Genomic DNA, 26,812 nt, shown 5'->3' with positions numbered 1-26,812 from the left:
AATATTTTAATCTTCAAAAACGCAGACAGATTCGGGTACATAAAAATCTTTGCTCATCAATTCTAGATGACCAGTATGTAGATTGCGTTTATAGACAGTTGCATTATCTGACTCTTGATGTGGGATAATCAAGTAGTTTTGATTTTTTGTCAAAATAAAATCTCGAGGCGTATCCCCGTAACTTGGAACAATTTCCAATAAATCTAGTTGGGCATCTTTTCTGATTGAATAGACCGCAATAGAGTTATGGCCACGGTTACTAGCGTATAAATTTTTTCCATCCGCACTAATTCGAATAGCTGCTGTTGCATTAAAATCAATATAGTCAGTTGGCAAGGTCGATAAACTCTGTAATTTTTCGAATTGACCCAATCCATTATAAATTAGGACCTCGATTCTTGCATTCAGTTCACCTAGTAAATAGGCAATTTTTTCTTTAGGATGAAAAACAAGATGACGAGCGCCAGCTCCTGGTGTTGCTTGATAATTCGCAATTTGCTTTAATTTGTAATCACTAGTAATGTCATATGTTGTGACTGAGTCTGTTCCTAAGTCACAAGTCACCAAATATTTGTCTGGCGTTATTCCAACGTAGTGGGCGTGAGCTGATTTCTGATTAGGATGAGGACCAGAGCCTTGTAATTGGACCAAATCTATAAGGGTTAAACCACCATCCTCGTTAATTTTATATAAGGTAATTTGGCCTTTATGATAGTTAGCTGCGTAAACTAGTTGACGGTCTTCATCAATTGTTAGGTGGCATAATGAGCCATCTTTAAGAAGAACATCGTTTATCTTTTGGCCATTGCTGTTTAAGGCAACTAAACCACCCATGTCATTTACTTTAGTGATGGCATAAAAATTTCCAGCTACTGATTTAGTTAGATATGTAGGATTTTGTAACTTAGCAAATAATTTTATAACTGAAAGTTGACCAGTTTTTTGATTAAATTGTGTCTGATAAATACCTTCAGATTTTCCTCTTGTATAGGTTCCAAAATAAAGTGAAGTGTTCATTAGTTTTCCTCCAAGTTTAAATGAATTATAGCATATATTTGTGAAATGCTACAGTTTGAGGACATGAAAAGTTTCTTTTCAAAGTCTTAAAACTTTTTTAAAAAGATGATTTAAAAGCTCGAGAGTAAAAAAACTGTAATTTATTACACTTGAAAGTTAGTTTTAAAAAGATATTTTTGAAAAAGAAAATGATTGATAGCAATATTTCATCAGATTGGTATAATAGATACAGATAGAAAAGGAAGGCAATTATGATGCAATTAGCAACAATTTGTTATATTGATAATGGAGACTCATTATTACTATTACACCGAAATAAAAAAGAGAATGATATTCATGAAGGGAAATGGATTTCTGTGGGTGGTAAACTTGAATCTGGCGAGAGTCCTGATGAATGTGCTATTCGTGAGATATTTGAAGAAACACATCTAACTGTTAAAGAGATGGACTTTAAGGGTGTGATTACTTTTCCTGAATTTACACCTGGTCTTGATTGGTATACTTACGTTTTTAAAGTGACGGACTTTGAAGGACAATTGATTTCAGACGAAGAATCTCGAGAAGGAACTTTAGAATGGGTTCCTTATGATGAAGTCTTAAAGAAACCAACTTGGGAAGGTGATTATGAAATCTTCAAGTGGATTTTAGAAGATCGTCCATTCTTTTCAGCTAAATTTACTTATGATAAATCAAATCAATTAATTGATCAATCTGTACACTTCTATGAAAAATAATAAGGAGTATGTAATAATAAATGAATAAAAAAAATGATTCACAGCTCTCAGAAACTTGGTTTTATAAATGGGTTTTAAATAATCAAGCATTAAGCATTATGCTTGTAGTTTTAGTATTTTTATTAACGATTCTAGTGTTTACCAAAGTTTCCTTTCTTTTTAGACCTATTTTTTCCTTTTTAACTATTTTGATGTTACCTTTAGTAATTTCTACTATCTTATATTATCTGACAAAACCGTCAGTAGATTTAATTGAAAATTTAGGACCAAATCGAACAACATCTATTTTTATTGTTTTTGGTTTAATTATTTGTATCTTAATTTGGGCATTTTCAGGGTTGATTCCAATGATTAGCAATCAAATGACTACTTTCCTTAAAGATTTACCCAAGTATGTCGGAACTGTTAATCAAGAAGCTAATAAATTCTTAGAAAACAAATGGTTGGTCAGCTATCAAGCAGAACTTCAAGATATGCTTACAAATATTACTAACAAAGCTTTAGATTACGCTCAAACTTTTTCGAAACATGCGATTGATTGGGCCGGGAATTTCGCAGGTGCAATTGCTCGGATTACCATCTCAATCATCATCTCTCCATTTATTCTCTTTTATTTCCTGAGGGATAGTGGAAAAATGAAGGATGGAATTGTAGAAACTTTACCGACTCGACTAAGAAAACCAATTGCGCGTGTATTGGGGGACATAAACAAACAATTATCTGGCTACGTGCAAGGACAAGTGACCGTCGCTATTATTGTTGGTATTATGTTTAGTATCATGTTTAGTATTGTTGGGCTCAAGTACTCAGTTACCTTTGGTATTGTGGCAGGATTCTTAAATATGGTTCCTTACCTCGGTTCATTTTTAGCGATGATTCCTGTTGTCATAATGTCCTTGGTTCAAGGCCCCCTAATGTTAGTAAAAGTCTTGATTGTCTTTACTATTGAGCAAACAATTGAAGGACGTTTCGTAACGCCTTTAGTTTTAGGGAATAAGCTGAGCATCCATCCGATTACAATTATGTTCTTATTACTGACAGCAGGTGCCATGTTCGGTGTCTGGGGTGTCTTCTTAGTCATTCCAATTTATGCCTCTGTTAAAGTCGTTGTCAAAGAATTATTTGATTGGTATAAAGGTGTAAGTAGCCTTTACGTGGATAAAAAAATTATTGTTGAGGAGAAACGTGACCATGCAGAATAGTGAAAAAATGATTGCTTCTCTAGATCAACAAGATTTAGCACATGCAGAGAAGTATTTTGAACGTGCATTAAAGAGTGATTCTGATGAAACACTTCTAGCTTTAGGTGAATACTTAGAGAGTATCGGATTTCTTCCCCATGCCAAACGCATTTACTTACAACTAAAAGACCAATATCCTGAATTAAATCTTAATTTGGCACAGATCGTAGCTGAAGATAACTTGGTTGAAGAAGCATTTTTATATTTAGATGCCATTGATGAAGACAGTCCCTATTATGTCAATGCCTTACTTGTTATGGCTGACTTATATGATATGGAAGGTTTGACTGATGTCGCACGCGAAAAACTTGTTGAAGCTAGTCAATTGAATCCAGATCCTTTAATTATTTTTGGTTTGGCTGAAATTGAATTAGATTTGGAACATTTTGATCAAGCTATAGCTCTATATGCTAAACTTGATAATCGTCAAATCCTTGAAGATACAGGTGTTTCTACTTATCAACGTATTGGTCGAGCTTATGCTAGCTTGGGCAAGTTTGAAGCAGCTATTGAATTTCTTGAGAAAACAGTTGAGATTGAATATGAAGATGAGAGCCTTTATGAATTAGCAACTCTTTTATATGATCAAGGTGAATACCAAAAAGCCAATTTATATTTCAAACAATTGGAGACCATGAATCCTGATTTCCCAGGTTATGAGTACGTGTATGCCCAGAGTTTACATGCCGAGCATAAAACGGACCAAGCACTTCGTTTGACTCAGCAAGCTCTCAGAAAAAATCAATTCGATCCACAATTATTATTGTTAGCATCGCAATTTGCTTTTGAATCTCATGATATAAGCAGTGCTGAATCTTATCTTTTAAAGGCTAAGGAAATTAGTGTGGATGATGATGAAGTTTTAATGAGACTGTCAAATTTATACATCGATGCGCAGCGATTCGCAGATGTCATCAATTTAAAATTAGAAGAATCAGATAACGTTTTAAGTAAATGGAACTTAGCTAAGGGCTACCAAGGGTTAGATCGTGAAGAGGAAGCATTTGAAATCTATCAAGAATTAGAAAGTGATTTAAAAGATAATCCAGAATTTCTCTCTGATTATGTCTTAATTCTCCGTGAATTTGGAAATGGTCAAAAAGCAAGACAAATGGCTGAAAGCTACTTGAAACTTGTACCTGATGATATCAATATGCTAAATTTTATAAATGATTCTTGGTAAGTTCTAAGCGGTTGCAAATAAACGTTGAAAATAACATGAAAATATTCACAAATAAATTGTAAGTTTTTTACTATTTCAAATGCTATAATTATCTTATCGTATGATTAAGGAGATATTATAATGACAGATTCAAAAGAATTATATGGGGCTGACTTAGTAGTTGATAGCCTTATTAACCATGATGTAAAATATGTTTTTGGGATTCCAGGCGCAAAAATTGATAAAGTTTTTGATACTTTAGAAGACAAGGGTCCGCAATTAATTGTGTCGCGTCATGAGCAAAATGCGACTTTCATGGCACAAGGTATTGGACGTATCACTGGACAACCAGGTGTTGTTATTGCAACCTCAGGGCCTGGTATTTCAAATTTGGCTACTGGATTAGTTACTGCAACAGCCGAAGGAGATCCTGTTTTAGCTATTGGTGGACAAGTTAAACGTAGTGATTTACTTAAACGTTCTCACCAATCAATGAAGAACGTTGCTATGCTTGAACCAATTACTAAATATTCAGTTGAAGTACAAGATGCTAATACGCTTTCTGAAACAATTGCTAATGCTTATCGCTTAGCCAAGTCAGGTAAGCCTGGAGCAAGTTTTATCTCAATTCCACAAGATGTGACTGACAGTCCAGTATCTGTTAAAGCAATTAAACCACTTACTGCACCTAAGTTAGGGTCTGCTTCAGTTGAGGATATTAACTATCTTGCACAAGCAATCCGCAATGCTGTATTACCAGTCCTATTATTAGGTAATGGTGCATCTGATGCCAAGGTCACAGCTTCAATCCGTCGTTTATTAGCATCTGTCAAAATTCCTGTTGTTGAAACTTTCCAAGGTGCTGGAATTGTTTCGCGTGAACTTGAAGAAGAAACATTCTTTGGTCGTGTTGGTTTGTTTAGAAATCAACCAGGTGATATGCTTCTTAAGAAATCAGACCTTGTCATTGCCATTGGTTATGACCCAATTGAATATGAAGCTCGCAACTGGAATGCAGAAGTCTCAGCACGCACTATCGTAATAGATGTAGCACAAGCCGAAATTGATACTTATTTCCAACCTGAACGTGAGTTAATTGGGAACATTTCTGATACTATTGATTTATTATTGCCTGCTGTCAATGGTTATACTTTACCAGAAGGATCAGTTGAGTATCTACAAAACCTTAAGAAGAACATGGCTGGTGATATCAAATTTGAACGTGATTCAAAAGACGGTCTAGTTCATCCACTTGATGTCATTGACATTTTACAAGAACAAACAAAAGATGACATGACGGTAACTGTTGACGTCGGTAGTCACTATATCTGGATGGCTCGTTACTTTAAATCATATGAAGCCCGTCATTTACTCTTCTCAAATGGTATGCAAACTCTTGGTGTTGCATTACCATGGGCAATTTCAGCAGCACTAGTCCGTCCACACAAAACAGTTATTTCAGTTTCAGGTGATGGTGGCTTCCTCTTCTCTGCACAAGAGCTAGAAGTAGCTGTTCGCTTGAACCTTCCAATTGTTCACATCATTTGGAACGACGGTCGCTACAATATGGTTGAGTTCCAAGAGGAAATGAAATATGGTCGATCTTCAGGTGTACAACTTGGTGATGTTGACTTCGTTAAATATGCAGAAGCATTCGGAGCGAAAGGTTACCGTGCAGATAGTGCAGAAGCATTTAAAGATATTTTGGCCAAAGCTATCGCAGAATCAATTAACGGCCCAGTATTGATTGATATTCCAATTGATTACAAAGATAACGTAAAACTTGGCGAAACTATTTTACCTGACGAATTTTATTAAGAAGGTGGACAAATGACAGAAAATAGAATTCTTTTTCAACATAATACACTAGCATCATTAATGGCTGGTCTCTATCATGGGACTATGTCCATTTTTGATTTGCTTGAAAAAGGTAATCTTGGTATTGGTACTGTAGATGGTATAGATGGAGAACTGATTATTCTTGATGGCAAAGCTTATCAAGCTATTGGAACTGGTGAAAAAGCTGAGGTTATTTCTCTTAATGGTACAGAAACTGTTCCGTATGCAGCTATTATTAATCATCATAATGATATTAATTTTGATATTACAAAATCAATAAGTGATAGTGAATTAAAAGAAATGATGGAAGCTAAGTTTATCAGTCCCAATCTATTTCAGTCGATTAAAATCCATGGTCAATTTGATCAAATGCATGTCAGAATGATTCCTAAGTCACCAATTGGAAAAAGTTTTGCAGAAATAGCTAGTAACCAACCTGAATTTATTGAAGAAAATATTTCAGGTAGCTTGGTTGGTTTCTGGACACCAGAACTTTTTCACGGTGTGAGTGTGGCGGGCTATCATCTACATTTCCTATCAGATGACCTGAAATTTGGTGGGCATGTAATGGACTTTCAAATGGCTAAGGGTCAAGTTGAAATTGGATATGCTGAACATTTATTGCAAGACTTTCCAAGTCAAAATGAAGCTTTTCAAAAAGCTAAATTTGACGTTGAAGCCTTAAAAGAAGATATCAGAAAATCAGAGTAGATAAAAAGGTCCAGTGGACCTATTTTGTGGAATTAATACCTCACCACATAAGAAAAGTAAAATAGATAATATACTAAAATAAAAACTGAACCGAGGTTCAGTTTTTATTTTAGTTTCATTGCTTCAATTTTATCTTTGATTGGAGTTACACGAAGCGTTTTCTGTCCGGTATAGGTTACAAAACCTGGTTTAGCACCAGAAGGTTTATGTAATTTCTTAGCTTCAATCATATCAACTTGAACCAGATTTGATAGGCGTCCTTTTGAATAGAAAGCAGCTAATTCAGCAGCATCAGTTTTCACTTCGTCACTAGGATTAAGATTATCTTTGATAATAACATGACTACCTGGAATGTCTTTGGCATGGAACCATAGTTCGCCTTTTTTTGCCATTTTGAAAGTCAATTCTTCATTTTGGAGATTATTTCGTCCGACCATAATAATCGTTTTGCCATCAGTAGCCAGATATTGCTCAGGTTTTTTTCGTTTATGTCGTTTATCAGTAGCTCGACGTTTCATAAAGCCTGCTTCAACTAGCTCCTCACGAATATCGGCAATTTCATCAATCGACGCTTGAGACAGATTATAGTCAACACTTTCGAAATAAGCAATGCTCTGTTTAGTCTCTTCAATCAAGTTGCTCAAGTGTTTGACTGCCTCTTTTAGTTTTTGATATTTTTTGAAATATCGCTGTGCATTTTGATTAGGGGTTAAGGCAAGGTCTAAAGCAATATCGATAGGTTCACCTGTATAATAATTATCTAAGGTAACACTTGTTTTGTTATTCGGAACAAGCGCCAAATAAGTAGTTAAAAGCTCACCTTTTTGTCTAAATTCTTCAGCGTTCTTTGTTGCCACCAATTCAGCTTCTTGCTTGGCCAGTTTTTTAATATTCTTCTCAAGCTCAGTTTGAACACGATGTAAGAGGTCGCTAGCTTGCTGAGAAATACGATCTTTTTCTGCCTTATCTTGATAAAAGTAATCAAGTAATTCAGATAATCTATTAAATTCGCCAGCTTGGGAATCAGAAAAAGGAATTGCAGAAAATGATTTTTCAGTCAGCGTCGGAAGGACTGGAGTATTGAAAAATGCTCTAAATTGATCTAATTTGTTTGATTGCAGCTGATCCGAAAGGTTGCTTGCTGTATCTCTTCCTAAACCTTGGAAGAGTTTTTGTAAAGATTTTGGTGCCAAATCCTCTGTTTGTAAGATTTCAAATAATTCTAAATCAGAAATAGTAAAGGGATTCTTTGAACCCGTTTTAGGAGGGTGAATATAAGCAGAGCCCGGTAAAATAGTTCTGTAAGAATTTTGTGAAAAACCAACATGCTTTATTGACTCTATAATTTTCTTTTCAGCACGATCAATGAGAATGATATTGCTGTGTTTACCCATTATTTCAACCATTAGAGTGGCTTGAATGGCATCACCAATCTCATTTTTATTTGAAACACGGATTTCAAGAATCCGGTCATTATCATCTTGTTCAATGCTTTCGATAACTGCACCTTGTAAGTATTTACGCATAATCATGGTAAAGGTGTTTGGCGTTTGTGGATTTTGGAAGTCACTTTGAGTAACTTGAATTCGTCCAAAAACAGGATGGGCTGAAATTAATAATTTATAGTTTTGTCGATGGTTTCTGATAGTGAGAACAAGCTCGCTCTGAAAAGGTTGGTTAACCTTTTGAATGCGACCATTTACTAAGACCTCTTGTAGTTCCAGTGTTAAGTGATGTAAGAAAAAGCCGTCAAAAGACATGGTTTCTCCTTTCTGTTTTCTAATCTCTTAATTATAACACAAGTTGATGGTGGAAAATAATAATATGGAAGACTTGCAATTTTCTGAATTTAAGATATAATGTAAAAAAATACATGAGGAGAAGTTGAGATGACAAACACAATGATAAACTTAAATTGGCAAAGCTGGCATAGGTAAAGTTGTGTTTATGGATTGGCATAGATACGGCTTTTAGAGGTACTCTAAAATACTATCTGTGCGCGAGTCTTGACTATCAAAAAAGCGCTTAGTAGATTATACTTTGCGCTTTTTTTATTTATTATTGAAAGGACATTTATGAAAAATAAAAGTTTAATTGCAACATTATTGTTAATCACACTCCTAGTTTGTAGTGCTTTGCTATTTGAAAAACCGAAAGGACCAAATCTATTCTTGGATAAAAAGGTTGTACGCGTTGGGATTCTTCAATTAATCACACATGAAGCATTGGATCAAATTGAAAAAGGGATTGAGGATGAATTAGGGAAATCAGATGGTTCAAAAGTGAAAATCGAGATTAAATTGATGAATGCTCAGGGTGATCAAAGTAAGATTCAGACCATGAGTCATCAATTGGCTGATGGTGGCAGTGATATTTTGGTCGGAATTGCTACGCCTGCAGCCCAGGGTTTAGCTGCAGCCACTAAGGATGTTCCGGTTGTTATGTCTGCCATCTCTGATCCGGTTGGCGCCAAATTAGTTACAAATCTCAAACGGCCTGAGGGGAATGTAACAGGTTTGTCTAATAAGGTACCCGTTAAGCAAACAGTCGACTTAATCAGAGAATTAACACCAAGTGTGAAGACTATCGGTATCCTTTATGCTAGCAACGAAGATAATTCGATTTCTCAAGTCAAAGAGTTCCAAGCCTCAGCAGAATCTAAAGGCTATACAATTAAGACCTACTCAGTCCCTTCAACGAATGAAGTCTCATCAACCATGTCTGCTATATCAGGAAAAGTCGATGCCTTGTTTATTCCTCAGGATAATACAATTGCATCAGCCTTCGCTACAGTTATATCGACAGCTAACAATGCTGGCCTACCAGTCTACTCTAGTGTGGATACAATGGTTAAGGATGGTAGCCTTGCTTCAATTTCCCAAAGCCAATATCAATTAGGTGTAGAAACTGCAAAACAAGTTAAGGCACTGATTTCAGGTAAGAAAGTGTCGCAAGTACCAGTTAAGATTGTCGACACTGGAAAACCAGTTCTAAATTTACAAGCCGCAAAAAGTCTGGGCATAACCGTGCCTGACCAGTTAAAGAAAACATCAGACATTCTGGTTAAAGAATAGAAAGGATAAGATATGATTATTTCATCAGTTTCACAGGGCCTTTTATGGGGTATCCTTGGTTTAGGGATTTATCTGACTTTTCGGATTCTAAATTTTCCTGACATGACAACAGAGGGCTCTTTTCCTTTGGGAGGAGCAGTCGCTGTAACCATGATGAATCAGGGACACAATCCATTCTTGGCAGCTTTTTTAGGGATGTTTGCCGGTGCATTAGCAGGATTGGTAACTGGACTTTTATATACAAAAGGTAAAATCCCAACTATTCTAGCCGGAATCTTGGTTATGACCTCTTGTAATTCAATTATGTTAATGGTTATGAAACGGGCTAATCTTGGTCTGCATAATTTGAAAAGATTGCAAGATTATTTCCCTTTTCGACCAGATATCAATATCTTATTAATGGGATTACTGGCAGTGGTTTTAGTTATTTCAGTTTTAATTTATTTTCTATATACTGATTTGGGACAAGCCTATATAGCTACTGGTGATAATCGAGATATGGCAAAGAGCTTTGGGATTAATACTGATCGGATGGAAGTAATGGGCTTAGTTGTTTCGAATGGGCTAATTGGTCTATCTGGTGCCTTAGTTAGTCAACAAGATGGCTATGCCGATGTTTCAAAGGGAATAGGCGTGATAGTTATTGGATTAGCAAGTATCATTGTTGGTGAGGTTCTCTATTCAACTGGACTAACTTTACTTGAACGTCTAATTGCTATTGTAGTTGGTTCGATTTTATATCAATTTCTAATATCCGCAGTAATTATTTTAGGATTTAATACTAATTATTTAAAATTATTTAGTGCTATCGTTTTAGCCATTTGCTTAATGGTTCCTGTTCTTCGTCAAAAATTGTTTAGAAATGTGAGGTTGAGTAGATGACGGATAAGATAATTGAATTAATTGATGCCAGCCTTACCATTAATAATGGTTTTGATGAGACGAAAACCATTCTGGATAATGTTAATTTAACCATTCGTCAAGGTGATTTTATTACTATTCTTGGTGGAAATGGTGCAGGGAAGTCAACCTTGTTTAATGTTATTGCTGGTACTCTTTTCTTAAGTAAGGGACAAATTAGAATATTGGGACAGGATGTTACACACATGGGAGCAGAAAAAAGAGCTGTTTACCTGGCACGTGTTTTTCAGGATCCAAAAATGGGAACTGCACCAAGGATGACTGTCGCAGAGAATCTCTTGATTGCTGAAAAAAGAGGTCAAAAAAGACAATTGACTAAACGGACCTTAGCTCATCGCAGTCAAGATTATCTAGGCTTATTAGCTAAAACTGGTAATGGCCTTGAAAAGCATTTAGAGACGCCTACAGGCCTCTTATCTGGCGGCCAAAGACAAGCTCTAAGTCTATTGATGGCAACCATAAAGCGTCCGGATTTGCTATTGCTTGACGAACATACTGCAGCCTTGGATCCCAAGACAAGTAAATCCTTAATGAATCTAACCAATCAGTTTGTTAATCAAGCTCAACTAACAGCCCTAATGATCACACATCATATGGAAGATGCATTAACCTTTGGAAATCGTTTGATTGTTATGAAAGATGGTAAAATCATTCAAGATTTAGACCAATCATTAAAGGCACAGATGACCATCTCTGATTATTATCAGCTTTTTGAATAAAAATAAAGCTAAGTTCAAATAAAACTTGGCTTTTTTATCTGAAAGTATGAATTGATTTTCATGAATCTTTAGCATTTTTGTGATATACTGTAAGGGAGTGTAGCTTTGCTACAAAGCAGTAAATCGACTTACAAGTTAAGGACCGTATGTAATAAAAATAAAAAGAGGAGTATCATGAGTGATATTAAAGTAATCGCCTTAGGTGGAGTTCGTGAATATGGTAAGAACTTCTATTTGGTCGAAGTTAATGAGTCAATGTTTATTTTAGATGCTGGTATTAAGTATCCAGAAAACGAACAATTAGGTGTGGATTTGGTTATTCCTAATTTAGATTATGTGATTGAAAATAAAGATAAGGTTCAGGGTGTATTTTTAACGCACGGCCATGCTGATGCAATAGGTGCTTTGCCTTATTTATTATCAGATGTCTCAGTACCTGTATTTGGTTCAGAATTAACAATTGAATTAGCTAAATTATTTGTTAAAGGAAACAATAACACTAAGAAATTTAATAATTTCCATGTTGTAGACAGCGAAACTGAAATTGAATTTAAAGATGGTCTCGTTTCTTTCTTTAAAACAACACATTCGATTCCAGAAAGTTTAGGAATTGTCATTGGCACAGATCAAGGTAATATTGTTTATACTGGGGACTTTAAATTTGATCCTGCAGCTCGCAAGTCTTACGAAACTGATTTAGGCAGATTAGCTGAAATTGGTAAAGAAGGTGTCTTGGCATTATTAGCTGACTCTGCAAATGCAACAAGCAATGTGCAAATTGCCAGTGAGTCAGAAGTTGGCGAAGAAATGAATAATGTCATTGGGGATGCTGATGGTCGCGTTATCGTGGCAGCAGTGGCCTCAAACTTAGTTCGTATTCAACAAGTTTTAGATGCAGCAGTTGCGCATAGTCGTCGCGTTGTCTTGACTGGTACAGATGTTGAGAACATTGTTCGTACAGCTATTCGTTTGAAAAAATTGATGATTGTCGATGAACGACTCTTGATTAAACCAAAAGATATGAATAAATACGACGATAATGAATTGGTCATCTTAGAAGCTGGTCGTATGGGCGAGCCGATTAACAGTTTACAAAAAATGGCAGTTGGTCGTCACCGTTATGTGCAAATCAAAGAAGGTGATTTGGTCTATATCGTCACAACTCCAAATGTTTCCAAAGAAGCAATGTTGGCGCGTGTTGAAAACCTTGTTTATAAAGCAGGGGGCAGTGTGAAACTAATTACACAAAATCTACGCGTTTCTGGACATGCAAATGGTCGTGATTTACAACTTCTAATCAATTTAATGAAACCAAAATATCTTTTCCCTGTTCAAGGTGAATATCGTGATTTAGCTGCACATGCAGTCGTCGCTGAAGAGGTTGGTGTCTTTCCTGAAGATATTTATATCATGAAACGAGGCGATATTATGGTCTTGAATCCTGATGGCTTCCTTCATGAAGGTGGTGTTCCAGCCAGTGATGTGATGATTGATGGTAATGCAATTGGTGATGTCGGGAATATTGTTCTTAGAGATCGAAAAGTATTGTCAGAAGATGGAATTTTTATCGTTGTCATTACTGTTAGCAAAAAAGAAAAAACAATTATTTCCAAAGCAAAAGTCAATACACGAGGATTCGTTTATGTTAAGAAGAGTCGTGATATTTTACGTGAAAGTGCTGATTTGGTAAATACAACTGTTGGTAACTATTTATTACAAGACAACTTTGATTGGGGAGAACTAAAAAGTTCTGTCAGAGATGAATTGTCTAAATTCTTATTTGAACAAACAAAACGTCGCCCTGCTATTCTTCCAGTAGTCATGGAAGTGAGATCATAAAATTGTCAATCGATTTACCTATTGGGCGCTAGCAATTTTAAAATGAAAAGAGAGGAAAGTTGAGTTAATCAGCTTATCCTCTTTCTCTATTTGAATCACAAAAGGAGTTTTTATGGCATCAATTGCAATTGAGTATAAATCTGAAGTAATGGGGATGGAACGACAAGTCAATGTCATTTATCCTGATCAATCTGAATTAAAGGCTGAGGATCGTGGGGATCAGGATATTCCTGTCCTCTATCTGCTCCATGGGATGGGTGGAAATGAAAATTCGTGGCAAAAAAGAACGAATATCGAACGTCTGGTCCGTCACACTAATGTGATTGTTGTGATGCCTTCAACTGACCTTGGTTGGTTTACAGATACTGCCTCTGGTTTGCCCTATTATCAGATGATTGCTGAAGAATTACCAAAGGTTCTTGCAAATTTTTTTCCTAATATGACTAAAAAGCGTGAAAAAACATTTATTGCTGGACTTTCAATGGGTGGTTACGGGGCTTATAAGTTAGCTTTAACTAGTAAAAAATTCTCATATTGTGCTTCTTTTTCTGGCGCCTTAACTATTCCCGAAGCTGGTGAAGAAGAGTTGGATGAGATAAGTATGCGTTATTGGCAGGGCATTTTTGGCAATCCTAATGCTTCTCATTTTGATGAATATTACTTAAGAAGTATGGTTAAAGACTTTGATTTTAAGACTAAATTTTATGCTTGGTGTGGTTATGAGGACTTTTTGTTTAAAGCAAATGAAAAAGCTGTCCAAGAATTAAACAATTTAGGTCTCGAAATTGATTATCAAAAAGACCATGGTAAACATGAATGGTATTATTGGAATCAGCAATTAGAAGTATTATTAGAATGGTTACCAATAAACTACATAAAAGAGGAAAGGTTATCTTAGGTCGAATAGATTTGAAGTTAGTTTAGAGTATGAAAAAATTTTTAAAAATAATTTTGTGGCTGCCAATGAAGCTGATTGAATGGCTTTTTCGGATAATTTGGGGCTTTGTTCAAACGATTTTATTGTTAGCTATTATCTTTTTTGGATTGATTTACTATTCCAATCACAGTGATTCACCATTAGCTAACCAAATTGCTAATGTAACCAATCAAATTGTTACCATATTTAATACTATTAGTAATAGTCAGAAATCTAGTTCGGCAAGTCAACACCAGGATAATGACCATATTAAAGATACAGAAAATAGCAAATGGTCGTCTAATAAAGCAAGTGTTTATATTAATGCCACTAATCCAGTCTTTATTAATGCCTATCATGCAGCCATAAATAACTGGAATAATACTGGAGCCTTTACTTTTACCTTAACTATGAATCAAAAGAAGGCAAATATTATTGCGGATCAAATGAATGACTCTAAAATCATTGCTGCTGGATTAGCAAAAGTTGAAAGCCAAACATTAAATCACCAGTTATCTTCAGCTAAGGTATATTTAAATTCTTATTTTTTAATGGATCAGTCCTATGGATACCAAGCTGATCGAATTGTTCATACAGCTGAGCATGAATTAGGTCATGCGATTGGTCTGAATCATAAGGATACTGAAAATTCGGTAATGCAATCCTCAGGTTCATTTTTTGGCATTGAACAGACTGACATCAATCAGGTATCTGAGCTATATCAAGGAAACTAGAAAGACAAGTTTTAAACTACTAAATGCCCCATTGGGGTATTTTTTTGTTAAAATAGATTTATGATAATTTTACAAGGAAATAAAATTGAACGCTCATTTTCAGGAGATGTTCTTTTTAAAGGGATAAATATACAAGTTGATGAACGTGATCGGATTGCCTTAGTTGGGCCAAATGGTGCGGGTAAATCAACACTTTTGAAAATTCTAGTAGGTGAAGAAGCCCCAACTAGTGGAGACATTATCAAGAAGAAGGATATCAGTCTATCCTATCTTGCTCAGGATAGTCGTTTTGAGTCCGATAAGACAATTTATCAAGAGATGTTAAAAGTATTCTCAGCACTAAGAGATGATGAAGCGCGACTCAGACAGATGGAATCAGACATGGCCAATTCGTCTGCTGAGCAATTAGATCAAATAATGCATGACTATGATAAGCTGTCAGAAAGTTTCCGCCAAAACAAAGGCTTTACTTACGAGTCTGAAATTAGGGCAATTTTAAATGGTTTTAAATTCGATGAAACGATGTGGGATATGCCAATTTCAGCTTTGTCAGGTGGTCAAAATACACGTCTGGCCTTGGCCAAAATGCTTTTAGAAGGACCTGACTTATTGGTACTTGATGAACCTACAAACCATTTAGACATTGAGACTATTGCTTGGTTAGAAAATTATTTAACTAATTATCAAGGTGCTCTGATTATTGTCAGTCATGACCGTTATTTCTTGGATAAAGTTGCGACCGTGACACTAGATTTAAATAAGTTTTCACTTGATCGATATGTCGGTAACTATTCACATTTCGTGGATTTGAAAGCAGAGAAGCTTGCAACCGAGAAAAAGAACTTTGACAAACAGCAAAAAGAAATTGCTAAATTAGAAGAATTTGTTCAGAAAAACATTGTACGAGCATCAACAACAAAACGTGCGCAAGCCAGACGCAAGCAACTGGAAAAGATTGACCGCTTAGATAAGCCAACGGCTTCAAAAAAATCAGCCCATATGACCTTCCATAGCGACAAACCCTCAGGTAATAAAGTGCTAAATCTTGAAGATGCAGCAATTGGCTATGATAATCATATATTGTCTGAGCCCATTTCGTTTGAGGTTAATAAACTGGATGCCATTGCCATTGTAGGGCCAAATGGAATTGGTAAATCAACATTAATTAAGTCGTTGATAGGACAATTACCTTTTATCAAAGGTCAACTCAAATTAGGTGCCAACTTAGAGATTGGTTACTATGACCAAACACAATCTCGCTTAACTGCAAATAATTCTGTTATTGATGAGCTATGGAGTGATTTTCCAAGAACTCCAGAGGTTGAAATCCGAAACCGACTAGGAGCATTCCTTTTTAGTGGGGAAGATGTTAAAAAGACAGTTAGTATGTTATCAGGTGGTGAGAAAGCGCGTCTGCTCTTAGCTAAATTATCCATGGAAAATAACAATTTCTTACTATTAGATGAACCAACTAACCATTTGGATATTGATAGTAAAGAGGTCCTAGAGAATGCCCTCATTGATTATGACGGCACCCTAGTCTTTGTAAGTCATGACCGATACTTTATCAACCGCGTAGCTACAAAAGTCTTAGAAATTACTGAGGAGGGTTCACAACTTTATCTTGGGGATTATGATTACTACGTGGAGAAAAAGGCTGAGCTGGAAGAATTGGCCCGTTTAGAGGCGCAGCCATTGACTAAAGAGAGTCAAGAAAACCAGACAGTGAATGATTATCAATTACAGAAGGAAAACCAAAAAGAAGTCCGCAAATTACAAAGACGCTTATCTGAAGTCGAGAACCTGTTAGAATCGATTGAGTCTTCTTTAGCTGAGCTTTCAGAACAAATGTTGTCGACGAATGATGCTGGATTGTTGATTGATATGCAAAAGGAAATTGACCAGTTAAATGAACAGCAGGATGCACTTTTGACTGAGTGGGAAGAGATTGGACAGCAATTAGAAATTTGAGATACTAGATGAAAAAAATAAGAAATTAAGAAAAGAGTTGCAATAGCAACTCTTTTTAACTGTACTATATAACAGATTGACTATATTATAACAAAATAGTTTGTGAAAATTCAAACTATCAATCTTTAAAAATCGCATAATAAAAGGCTAGAAAGCGATTTAATTTCTTGCAAATTGTGATGAAAAAAGTTATGATTAAAAAGTAAATTAATATTTTGGAGGCCAAAATGGTAACAGTTTCGAAAGAAAAACATTTGGATATGTTCTTAAAAATGGAACGTATTCGTGAATTTGACTCACGTATCAACAAACTTGTTCGTCGTGGATTTGTACAAGGGATGACCCATTTCTCAGTTGGTGAAGAAGCAGCTAACGTCGGTGCTGTTGCTCATTTAACTTATGATGACATTATCTTCTCAAATCACCGTGGACACGGTCAATCAATTGCAAAAGATATGGATCTTAATAAAATGATGGCTGAGCTAGCTGGTAAAGCAACTGGTGTCTCAAAAGGACGCGGTGGTTCAATGCACTTAGCTGATATTGAAAAAGGTAACTATGGTACAAATGGTATCGTTGGTGGTGGTTACGCTCTTGCAGTGGGTGCCGCATTAACTCAACAATACAAAGGTACAAACAACATTGCTGTTGCTTTCTCTGGTGATGGTGCTACAAATGAAGGTTCATTCCACGAATCAGTTAATATGGCTGCTACTTGGAAATTACCAGTAATCTTCTTTATCATCAATAACCGTTATGGTATTTCAATGAATATCAATAATGCAACAAACACACCTCATTTATATACTCGTGCAGAAGCATACGGAATTCCAGGATTCTACTGTGAAGACGGAAATGATGTTTTAGCAGTATACGAAACAATGGAAAAAGCAGTAGAACATGTACGTGGTGGAAACGGACCTGCTATTGTCGAAGTTGAATCTTACCGTTGGTTTGGTCATTCAACAGCTGATGCTGGTAAATACCGTACTAAAGAAGAAGTTGCATCATGGAAAGAAAAAGATCCAATGATTAAGTACAGAACTTATCTTACAAAAGAAGGTATTGTAACTGACGAAGAATTGGATGCTATCCAAGAACAAGTTAAAAAAGAAATTGATGATGCTTACGAATTTGCTCAAAACAGTCCAGATCCTGAACTTTCAGTTGCATTTGAAGATGTTTGGGTTGACTAATAAGTTATACAATCAATTCTTATTATTTAACGAATTAAACGGATTATTTCTATTTTGTAAAAACTAGGAGAAAAAAATAAATGAGTGAAACAAAATTAATGGCTTTGCGTGAAGCCGTAAATCTTGCCATGTCAGAAGAAATGCGCAAAGATGAAAACATCTTCCTTATGGGTGAAGATGTTGGTGTATATGGTGGTGACTTTGGTACATCAGTTGGTATGATTGAAGAATTTGGTGCTAAACGTGTTAAAGACACACCAATTTCAGAAGCTGCCATTTCTGGTGCTGCTATTGGTGCTGCAATTACAGGTTTACGTCCAATTGTTGACGTAACGTTCATGGACTTCCTTACAATCATGATGGACGCTATTGTTAACAATGGTGCGAAAAATAACTACATGTTTGGTGGCGGACTTAAAACACCTGTAACTTTCCGTGTTGCTTCTGGATCTGGTATCGGATCTGCTGCTCAACACTCACAATCTTTAGAAGCTTGGATGACACATATTCCAGGTATCAAAGTTGTTGCACCAGGAAATGCAAATGATGCTAAAGGTCTTTTGAAATCAGCAATCCAAGATAATAACATTGTTATCTTCATGGAACCAAAATCTTTGTATGGTAAAAAAGAAGAAGTTAATCAAGATCCTGAATTCTATATTCCATTAGGAAAAGGTGAAATCAAACGTGAAGGTACTGATTTAACAATCATATCCTATGGTCGTATGTTAGAACGTGTTCTTCAGGCTGCTGAAGAAGTTGCTGAAGAAGGAATCAACGTTGAAGTTCTTGACCCCCGTACACTTGTACCTCTTGATAAAGAATTGATTATTGAATCTGTTAAGAAAACTGGTCGTGTAATGCTTGTCAATGACGCATACAAAACTGGTGGTTACATCGGTGAAATTGCAACTATGATTACTGAAAGTGAAGCATTTGACTATCTTGATCATCCAGTAGTACGTCTAGCTAGTGAAGATGTGCCAGTTCCTTATGCACGTATTCTTGAACAGGCTATCTTACCAGATGTTGAAAAAATCAAAGCTGCTATTGTAAAAATGGCAAAAAAAGGTAACTAATAAAGACATGAAGAAGTCTCTCTAGGAGGCTTCCTTCAGTGTTTACTAGTTCATAGAGACAATGAAAGGAAAACTATGGCTGCTGAAATTATTATGCCTAAACTCGGTGTTGATATGCAAGAAGGCGAAATCATCGAGTGGAAAAAACAAGAAGGCGATAGTGTCAATGAAGGTGATATTCTTCTAGAAATTATGTCTGACAAGACTAATATGGAGATTGAGGCTGAAGATGCTGGTATCTTGTTGAAAATTGTTCGTCCTGCAGGAGATGTTGTTCCTGTAACTGAAGTTATTGGTTATATTGGTGCTGAAGGTGAATCAGTTGAGAATATTGCTTCAAGTGAAAAAACAACTGAAATCCCTGTTCCAAATTCGGCAGATGCTGCCCCAACGGTAGCACCTAAAGAAGATGTTGAAAGACCTGAAATAACTGTAGAAACTGCTCTCCCTCAAGGAAATGGCGAAAAAGTTCGTGCGACACCTGCTGCCCGTAAAACAGCTTCTGAAATGGGTGTCTCACTTGGTCAAGTTCCTGGTTCAGGACCTAAAGGTCGTGTTCATCAAGAAGATGTTGAAAACTTCAAAAACGCTCAACCTAAAGCCTCACCACTTGCTTGTAAAATGGCAGAGGATGCTGGTCTCAACTTAGCTGATATCACTGGTACTGGGTTTAATGGTAAAGTGATGAAAGAAGATATCTTAGCTACAATCAAAGCATCAAAACCAGCTGAAGAAGTTGTTGCTAAACCGGCAAAAGGAGAAAATGCGAAAGCTGAACTTCCTGAAGGTGTTGAAGTTATCAAGATGTCTGCAATGCGTAAAGCAATCTCTAAAGGTATGACTAACTCTTACCTAACAGCTCCGTCATTCACATTGAACTATGATATTGATATGACTGAGATGATGTCTCTTCGTAAAAAATTAATTGACCCAATCATGGAAAAAACTGGTTTGAAAGTAAGTTTTACTGACTTAATTGGTATGGCTGTTGTTAAAACATTGATGAAACCAGAACATCAATACATGAATGCTTCATTAATCAATGACGCACAAGAAATTGAATTACACAAATTTGTAAATATTGGTATTGCCGTTGGTCTTGATGATGGATTAATTGTACCAGTAGTTCACAATGCAGATAAGATGTCACTTGCTGATTTCGTTGTTGCATCAAAAGATGTCATTAAGAAAACTCAGCAAGGTAAATTAAAAGCTGCTGAAATGTCAGGTTCAACATTCTCTATCACAAATTTAGGTATGTTCGGTACTAAAACATTTAACCCTATCATTAACCAACCAAACTCAGCAATTTTAGGTGTTGGAGCAACTATTCCGACACCAACTGTAGTTAATGGTGAAATCGTTCCTCGTCCAATCATGGCAATGTGTTTAACAATTGACCATAGACTTGTTGATGGCATGAACGGTGCTAAATTCATGGTTGATCTTAAAAACTTAATGGAAAATCCATTTGGACTATTAATCTGATAAGTCGTCAAGATACAACAAATTGATTAATAATGTGGTATAGTGACAGTGTAAAAGAGTCAATCTTAATTGTACATACCTATATATGAAGTATTTAAAGGAGAAAATAATGGCTTTTGAAATTATTATGCCTAAACTTGGTGTTGATATGCAAGAAGGTGAAATCATCGAGTGGAAAAAACAAGAAGGCGATACTGTAAATGAAGGTGATATCCTTCTTGAAATCATGTCAGATAAAACTAACATGGAAATTGAAGCAGAAGACGCTGGTGTCCTCTTAAAAATCGTTCGTAAAGACGGTGAAACAGTTCCTGTAACAGAAGTTATCGGATACATTGGAGCAGAGGGCGAATCTGTAGATGAAGTATCATCATCAGCATCATCTGATGCAAAAGCAACAGAAAACCTTGAATCAGCTGGTTTAGAAGTACCTAAAGCTAAAGCAGATGATGCAGCTCCAGCCAAAGCTGACAAAGCTCCACTTGCTGATAACGAATACGATATCGTTGTTGTTGGTGGCGGACCTGCTGGTTATTACGGTGCAATACGTGCTGCTCAATTGGGTGGAAAAGTTGCAATCATTGAAAAATCAGAATTCGGTGGAACTTGTTTAAACGTTGGATGTATCCCAACTAAAACATACCTTAAAAATGCTGAAATTCTTGATGGTATTAAGATTGCTGCAGGTCGTGGTATCAATTTAGCATCAACTAACTATACAATTGATATGGATAAAACAGTTGATTTCAAAAACTCAGTAGTTAAAACGTTAACTGGTGGTGTTAAAGGTCTATTGAAATCAAACAAAGTAACTTTATTTAATGGTCTTGGTCAAGTTAACCCTGACAAAACTGTTACAATTGGTTCAGAAACAATTAAAGGACGTTCTATCATCCTTGCAACTGGTTCTAAAGTTTCGCGTATCAATATCCCGGGAATTGATTCTAAACTTGTTTTAACTTCTGATGATATCCTTGACTTACGTGAAATGCCTAAATCACTTGCAGTTATGGGTGGTGGAGTTGTTGGTATTGAACTTGGTTTAGTATGGGCATCTTACGGTGTTGATGTAACTGTTGTTGAAATGGCAGACCGCATCATCCCAGCTATGGATAAAGATGTATCACTTGAATTACAAAAAATCTTAGCTAAAAAAGGTATGAAGATCAAAACTTCAGTTGGTGTTTCTGAAATCGTTGAAGAAAACAATCAATTAACATTGAAACTTAACAATGGTGAAGAAATTGTTGCTGAAAAAGCTCTTCTTTCTATCGGACGTGTTCCACAAATGAATGGTCTTGAAAATCTTAATCTTGATATGGAACGTAACCGTATAAAAGTTAATGAATACCAAGAAACTTCAATCCCTGGTATCTATGCACCAGGTGATGTTAACGGAACTAAAATGCTTGCTCATGCTGCATTCCGGATGGGTGAGGTTGCAGCAGAAAATGCAATGCGTGGAAACACTCGTAAAGTTAACCTAGAATATACTCCTGCAGCAGTTTATACTCACCCAGAAGTAGCAATGGTTGGTCTTACTGAAGAAGACGCACGTGCTAAATATGGTGATGTATTAGTTGGACGTAACAGCTTTACTGGTAATGGTCGTGCTATTGCTTCAAACGAAGCTCAAGGTTTCGTAAAAGTTATTGCTGATGCTAAATTCCATGAAATCCTTGGTGTTCACATCGTAGGACCTGCAGCTGCTGAAATGATTAACGAAGCTGCTACAATTATGGAATCTGAATTGACAGTAGATGAATTATTACTTTCAATCCATGGTCACCCAACATTCTCAGAAGTTATGTACGAGGCATTTGCTGATGTATTAGGCGAAGCAATCCATAACCCACCAAAAAGAAAATAAGCATAAATGATTAATAAAAAAGTTTAGGATTTTTCCTAAGCTTTTTTGAATGGCTGGGCTGCATATAAAAATATTGATAGAATATTAAAGTCACAAAAGTGCTTGAAACTACTGAAAAATCAATCTTTTGACTTGTTTAATTATAGCGTTTGTCTTAAAATATTAAGTAATGACGTAGAAAACAATTAGGAGTAGAAATGAAATATATCGTTAACAAAAGTAATGACCCTGCTTATAATATTGCTTTAGAGGCTTACGCTTTTCGTGAACTTACAAGTGAAGATGAAATCTTTATCTTATGGATTAACGAACCTGCAATCATTATTGGTAAGCACCAAAATACCATTCAAGAGATTAACAAAGAGTATACTGATGAACATGGTATCCATGTCGTTCGTCGTTTATCTGGTGGTGGTGCTGTATATCACGACTTAAACAATTTGAACTATACCATTATTTCTAACAAATCTGAAGAGGGTGCCTTCGATTTCAAAACTTTCTCACAACCAGTTATTGCAACTTTAGCTGATTTAGGTGTTAAAGCAGAATTTACTGGACGCAACGACCTTGAAATCGATGGAAAGAAATTCTGTGGTAACGCGCAAGCTTATTACAAAGGTCGTATGATGCACCATGGCTGTCTCTTGTTTGATGTTGATATGTCAGTGCTTGGCGATGCCCTTAAAGTAAGTAAAGATAAAATTGAATCTAAAGGAATTAAATCAGTTCGTGCTCGCGTAACCAATATCCTTAATGAATTACCTGAAAAAATAACTGTTAATGAATTTTCAGATAAAATCTTAGAAAAAATGAAAGAAACATATCCAGATATGACTGAATACGTCCTTTCTGAAGATGAATTAGTTAAAATTCAAGAATCAGCGGATACACAATTTGGCACTTGGGATTGGACTTATGGTAAAGCACCTGAGTATACAATTGAACGCAATGTTCGCTACCAAGCAGGTAAAATTAATACTTTTGCTAATGTTCAACAGTCAGTCATTAAAAATATCAAGATTTATGGCGATTTCTTCGGTATTAAAGACGTTGAAGACATTGAAAAAATTCTCATTGGAACTAAATATGAGTACAAAGATGTACTTGAAAAACTTAAAACGATTGATACTGCTCAGTACTTCTCACGTATCACAGTTGAAGAGATTGCAAAAGCAATCGTTGCATAACAAAAAAGTTTCCCATAAAATGGGAAACTTTTATTTTTGTTCAAATTCAGCTTTACTTTTAACATCTGCATATTCTTCAGAAACTTCATTTCCAAGGACAGTAGTGTAGTCAGTCAATTCTATTGCTGAACCATATTTATTTTTCAAGGCAGTCGTCACTAACCGGTAGGTTAGATTAACATTCCGAGATAGGATTGGTCCGTGGAAGTAGCTACCAAAGACATTTTTGTAATGAACGCCTTCAGTCTGATCTACCTTATTGTTGCCATTTCCGTAGACAACTTTCCCTAAGGGGTTCTCATCATCTGATAAGAAGGTACGACCCTGATGGTTTTCGAAGCCATAGTAGGTTTCATTAAATTCTTCATTATGAATTTTAATATCTCCGATGTAGCGATTTTTATTTTGGCTTAACGTGTAATGTCCCATTACCCCGATACCATCAATTTTCTCGCCATTTGCTTGGACGTAATACTGTCCGAGTAACTGAAAACCACCGCAGATTGCTAAAATGACTTTCTCTTTTTCTATATAATCGGCAATAGCGGCTTTTTTTCCAGGTAAGTCACGAGCGACAATGGTTTGTTCGTAATCTTGTCCCCCACCAAAGAAGATAATATCGTAATGGTCTGGATCAAGGTCATCATCAATTGAGACAATATCGACAGTAACTTGAGCACCGAGTTTTTCTGCAACGTATTTGAGCATTAAAACATTGCCATTGTCACCATAAGTGTTCATTAGATTTCCATATAAATGAGCAATTCTAATTTGGTATTTATAGTCCTGTCTTTCAGGAGATTGTAAAGAAGTGTATGTCATTAGTTCATCTCCTTATTCACGATATGACGGTTTGCAAGCAACTCTCGGAATTGAAGCATAGCTGTATAAGTAGCTAAAATATAAGCGTGATCCGTTTCTTGTGCTTCAATTGCTACCATAATATCTTCTAATTTTTCAGCTTGAGTAATTTTAGTTTCGTCATAACCTGTAACACGAAGACGACGGGCAATTTCAGAATGACGGACACCACCAGCATTGATTTCAGTAATATCCATTTGGTTAATCAATTCAAAGTTAGCATCCCAAATCCAAGAAGTATCAATACCGTCAGCATAATTGGCATTAAGTAAGACTGATAATGAGAATGGGAAGTCTGCCAAGTTAATCATTTCTAAAGCCTGACTAGCTCCAACTGGATTTTTAATCAGCACAATAGTACATGTTTTATTGCCAATAGTAAAAGTTTCTTGACGACCAAAAACAGCACGGCTCTTTTCAAAACCAGCTTTAATTTTTTCTGGAGCTACTCCGAAGAATTCAGCTACTGAAACGGCAGCTAGGGCATTATAAATGTTGTATAAGCCTCCGACATTAATTTTATAGGATTGATTATCAATTACAAATTCAGACATATTATGACTGATATTAGTCAATTCTGTTAATTGATAGTCTAGCTCTGGTCGCTCAAATTGACAATTTGGACAAATGTAATGTCCTAAATTAGCATAGGTGTTTAAACGATAGTTTAAAATATGCTCACAATTAGGGCAAAGAATTCCTTCAGTATTATAATGAGCTAATTTTGGTTCATGGTCTTCTGTATTGAAACCATAGTATTTGACCGGATTATCAAGCTCTTTAGAGGCAAAAATTGGACTATCACCGTTGCTGAGGATTGTAGCTTCTGGAGCATTTTTAGCACCATTAATAATCATTTGATAAGTTGTATAAATTTCACCATAGCGGTCCATTTGATCACGAAAGATATTAGTAAAAACGAACAAACTTGGTGTGATATATTTAGTAATTTTAGGAAGACTTGCTTCATCAATTTCTAAAACAGCAATCTTCTTACCGGATTTACCAGTCTTAGCAGTTAAGAAAGTTGAAACAATTCCTGTAATCATGTTGGCACCACTTGGATTAGTTAATACTTGTCCAAAAGCTTCTTTTAAGATTCCAACAGTTAGTGCAGTTGTTAAAGTTTTACCATTGGTTCCAGTGATTACTACAATTTCATAATCTTTGGCAAGGGAGTCTAAGATATCCTTGTCCATTTGTAAAGCCAATTTACCAGGATAAGTTGATCCACGACCAAGTTTATTCAAAACAAATTGAGCTGATTTTCCGGCAGTAATGCCCATAAACGTCTTAATTTTCATGTTTATATTTTAACATACAATTGATAAATTTAGATACAGAAAATCTTAAAGAAACATGATATAATATTTACAATGCCAATTTTACTAGGAAAGAGGGAAAAATGAGTAATTTTAATAATATTGATTCAAAATTTATAATGAACCTCTTTAGTGATCCCTGGATACTTACTATACATATTCTTGATATTCTAATTGTTGCTTATGTCATTTATCGTTTCATAAAGGCATTAGCGGGAACTAAGATTATGTCATTGGTTCAGGGTGTCGTCTTCTTTGTATTACTTAAAATAATTGCAGAATGGGTTGGTTTTACCACAATTACCTATTTGATGAACCAAGTTATTACTTATGGGGTAATAGCGGGCGTTATCATATTTGCACCAGAAATTCGAACTGTTTTAGAGAAATTTGGTCGCAGTACACAAGTATTCCTCCAAAAAGAAACGAAAACCAGTGAAGAACTTCTTGTAGATGCTATTGTAAAATCAGTTTCCTATATGAGCCCAAGGCGAATTGGTGCACTTATTGCAATACAAGAAACACAAACACTACAAGAATTCATTAGTACTGGGATACCTTTGAACGCGGAAATTTCCAATCAGTTATTGATAAATATTTTTATTCCAAACACACCATTACATGACGGTGCTGTTATCATTGCTGATAATAAGGTTAAATCTGCTTGTTCTTATTTACCATTATCAGAATCTATGTCCATTTCAAAAGAATTTGGTACACGTCATAGAGCAGCAATTGGTTTATCTGAAGCTTCAGATGCTATAACCATTGTTGTTTCTGAAGAAACGGGTGGAATTTCAATTACGCATAAAAGTCAATTTTTGCATGATTTGTCAATGGATGAATTTGAGTCTACACTCAAATCGTTTCTCATTACAGATGCAAAAAATGATTCACCTTGGTATAAAAATATATTGGGAGGCAAATAGAC

22 protein-coding genes are annotated in these 26,812 nt (G+C 35.7%); 18 read left to right on the top strand and 4 right to left on the bottom strand.

Annotated elements, in window-relative coordinates:
• Nucleotides 1–6: 6 nt before the first annotated feature.
• On the bottom strand, nucleotides 7–1,017 hold the full coding sequence (locus SPB_RS04025; protein WP_003104420.1) for a lactonase family protein: 1,011 nt from the start codon (nucleotides 1,015–1,017) through the stop codon (nucleotides 7–9).
• Nucleotides 1,018–1,268: 251 nt separating this feature from the next.
• Here SPB_RS04025 and SPB_RS04020 point away from each other — a divergent pair, with 251 nt between their 5' ends.
• The 5 genes from SPB_RS04020 (at nucleotide 1,269) to budA (ending at nucleotide 6,704) form a co-directional block, all read left to right on the top strand.
• Nucleotides 1,269–1,751, top strand: a complete 483-nt coding sequence (locus SPB_RS04020) for an NUDIX hydrolase (RefSeq protein WP_003108263.1) — start codon at nucleotides 1,269–1,271, stop codon at nucleotides 1,749–1,751.
• 20 nt (nucleotides 1,752–1,771) lie between these two features.
• A complete protein-coding gene (locus SPB_RS04015) occupies nucleotides 1,772–2,953 on the top strand; it encodes an AI-2E family transporter (protein ID WP_003104801.1) in 1,182 nt (393 codons plus the stop codon).
• Entirely contained in the window at nucleotides 2,943–4,175 is a 1,233-nt protein-coding gene (locus SPB_RS04010; protein ID WP_003104051.1) for a tetratricopeptide repeat protein, read from the top strand. The genes SPB_RS04015 and SPB_RS04010 overlap by 11 nt, the downstream gene beginning before the upstream one ends.
• Nucleotides 4,176–4,295: 120 nt before the next feature.
• Complete coding sequence (gene alsS, locus SPB_RS04005) at nucleotides 4,296–5,972, top strand: acetolactate synthase AlsS (protein WP_003103163.1); 1,677 nt, start codon at nucleotides 4,296–4,298, stop codon at nucleotides 5,970–5,972.
• Between the two features lie 12 nt (nucleotides 5,973–5,984).
• A complete protein-coding gene (budA, locus tag SPB_RS04000) occupies nucleotides 5,985–6,704 on the top strand; it encodes an acetolactate decarboxylase (RefSeq protein WP_003106097.1) in 720 nt (239 codons plus the stop codon).
• A gap of 104 nt (nucleotides 6,705–6,808) precedes the next feature.
• Here the strand turns inward: budA and SPB_RS03995 are convergent, their stop codons facing one another.
• Nucleotides 6,809–8,464 carry an Rqc2 family fibronectin-binding protein gene (locus SPB_RS03995; RefSeq protein WP_003105393.1) on the bottom strand — a complete coding sequence of 552 codons (1,656 nt, stop codon included), beginning with the start codon at nucleotides 8,462–8,464 and terminating at the stop codon, nucleotides 6,809–6,811.
• A 315-nt stretch (nucleotides 8,465–8,779) separates the two neighbouring features.
• Here SPB_RS03995 and trpX point away from each other — a divergent pair, with 315 nt between their 5' ends.
• The 12 genes from trpX (at nucleotide 8,780) to lplA (ending at nucleotide 23,698) form a co-directional block, all read left to right on the top strand.
• Complete coding sequence (gene trpX, locus SPB_RS03990; RefSeq protein ID WP_003104543.1) at nucleotides 8,780–9,778, top strand: tryptophan ABC transporter substrate-binding protein; 999 nt, start codon at nucleotides 8,780–8,782, stop codon at nucleotides 9,776–9,778.
• Between the two features lie 12 nt (nucleotides 9,779–9,790).
• Nucleotides 9,791–10,660, top strand: a complete 870-nt coding sequence (locus SPB_RS03985; RefSeq protein ID WP_003103962.1) for an ABC transporter permease — start codon at nucleotides 9,791–9,793, stop codon at nucleotides 10,658–10,660.
• Nucleotides 10,657–11,418 (top strand): ABC transporter ATP-binding protein, encoded by a 762-nt coding sequence (locus tag SPB_RS03980; protein ID WP_003103883.1) that lies wholly within the window; start codon nucleotides 10,657–10,659, stop codon nucleotides 11,416–11,418. The genes SPB_RS03985 and SPB_RS03980 overlap by 4 nt, the downstream gene beginning before the upstream one ends.
• A 174-nt stretch (nucleotides 11,419–11,592) precedes the next feature.
• A complete protein-coding gene (locus SPB_RS03975; protein ID WP_003106093.1) occupies nucleotides 11,593–13,257 on the top strand; it encodes a ribonuclease J in 1,665 nt (554 codons plus the stop codon).
• A gap of 112 nt (nucleotides 13,258–13,369) precedes the next feature.
• Entirely contained in the window at nucleotides 13,370–14,155 is a 786-nt protein-coding gene (locus SPB_RS03970) for an alpha/beta hydrolase (protein WP_003105142.1), read from the top strand.
• Between the two features lie 65 nt (nucleotides 14,156–14,220).
• On the top strand, nucleotides 14,221–14,907 hold the full coding sequence (locus tag SPB_RS03965) for a matrixin family metalloprotease (RefSeq protein ID WP_003103490.1): 687 nt from the start codon (nucleotides 14,221–14,223) through the stop codon (nucleotides 14,905–14,907).
• A gap of 60 nt (nucleotides 14,908–14,967) precedes the next feature.
• Complete coding sequence (locus SPB_RS03960; protein WP_003102737.1) at nucleotides 14,968–16,878, top strand: ABC-F family ATP-binding cassette domain-containing protein; 1,911 nt, start codon at nucleotides 14,968–14,970, stop codon at nucleotides 16,876–16,878.
• Nucleotides 16,879–17,105: 227 nt separating this feature from the next.
• Nucleotides 17,106–18,074 (top strand): thiamine pyrophosphate-dependent dehydrogenase E1 component subunit alpha, encoded by a 969-nt coding sequence (locus SPB_RS03955; RefSeq protein WP_003105156.1) that lies wholly within the window; start codon nucleotides 17,106–17,108, stop codon nucleotides 18,072–18,074.
• A gap of 80 nt (nucleotides 18,075–18,154) precedes the next feature.
• Entirely contained in the window at nucleotides 18,155–19,153 is a 999-nt protein-coding gene (locus SPB_RS03950; protein ID WP_003104558.1) for an alpha-ketoacid dehydrogenase subunit beta, read from the top strand.
• 75 nt (nucleotides 19,154–19,228) lie between these two features.
• A complete protein-coding gene (locus SPB_RS03945) occupies nucleotides 19,229–20,641 on the top strand; it encodes a dihydrolipoamide acetyltransferase (protein ID WP_003105851.1) in 1,413 nt (470 codons plus the stop codon).
• Between the two features lie 109 nt (nucleotides 20,642–20,750).
• On the top strand, nucleotides 20,751–22,511 hold the full coding sequence (gene lpdA, locus SPB_RS03940) for a dihydrolipoyl dehydrogenase (RefSeq protein WP_003105048.1): 1,761 nt from the start codon (nucleotides 20,751–20,753) through the stop codon (nucleotides 22,509–22,511).
• A gap of 197 nt (nucleotides 22,512–22,708) precedes the next feature.
• The gene (lplA, locus tag SPB_RS03935; protein WP_003105823.1) at nucleotides 22,709–23,698 is read left to right on the top strand and encodes a lipoate--protein ligase; all 990 of its coding nucleotides are present in this window, start codon (nucleotides 22,709–22,711) and stop codon (nucleotides 23,696–23,698) included.
• Nucleotides 23,699–23,728: 30 nt separating this feature from the next.
• Here the strand turns inward: lplA and gatD are convergent, their stop codons facing one another.
• Both gatD and murT read right to left on the bottom strand, forming a co-directional pair.
• A complete protein-coding gene (gene gatD, locus SPB_RS03930) occupies nucleotides 23,729–24,520 on the bottom strand; it encodes a lipid II isoglutaminyl synthase subunit GatD (RefSeq protein ID WP_003105080.1) in 792 nt (263 codons plus the stop codon).
• The gene (gene murT / locus SPB_RS03925; RefSeq protein ID WP_003103687.1) at nucleotides 24,520–25,863 is read right to left on the bottom strand and encodes a lipid II isoglutaminyl synthase subunit MurT; all 1,344 of its coding nucleotides are present in this window, start codon (nucleotides 25,861–25,863) and stop codon (nucleotides 24,520–24,522) included. The genes gatD and murT overlap by 1 nt, the downstream gene beginning before the upstream one ends.
• A gap of 101 nt (nucleotides 25,864–25,964) precedes the next feature.
• Between murT and cdaA the strand changes: the two genes are divergently transcribed.
• On the top strand, nucleotides 25,965–26,810 hold the full coding sequence (gene cdaA / locus SPB_RS03920) for a diadenylate cyclase CdaA (protein ID WP_003102717.1): 846 nt from the start codon (nucleotides 25,965–25,967) through the stop codon (nucleotides 26,808–26,810).
• Nucleotides 26,811–26,812: the final 2 nt, after the last annotated feature.

Source organism: Streptococcus parauberis NCFD 2020, assembly GCF_000187935.1.
GTDB lineage: Bacteria > Bacillota > Bacilli > Lactobacillales > Streptococcaceae > Streptococcus > Streptococcus parauberis.
This window is presented reverse-complemented; position numbering and strand designations above follow the sequence as displayed.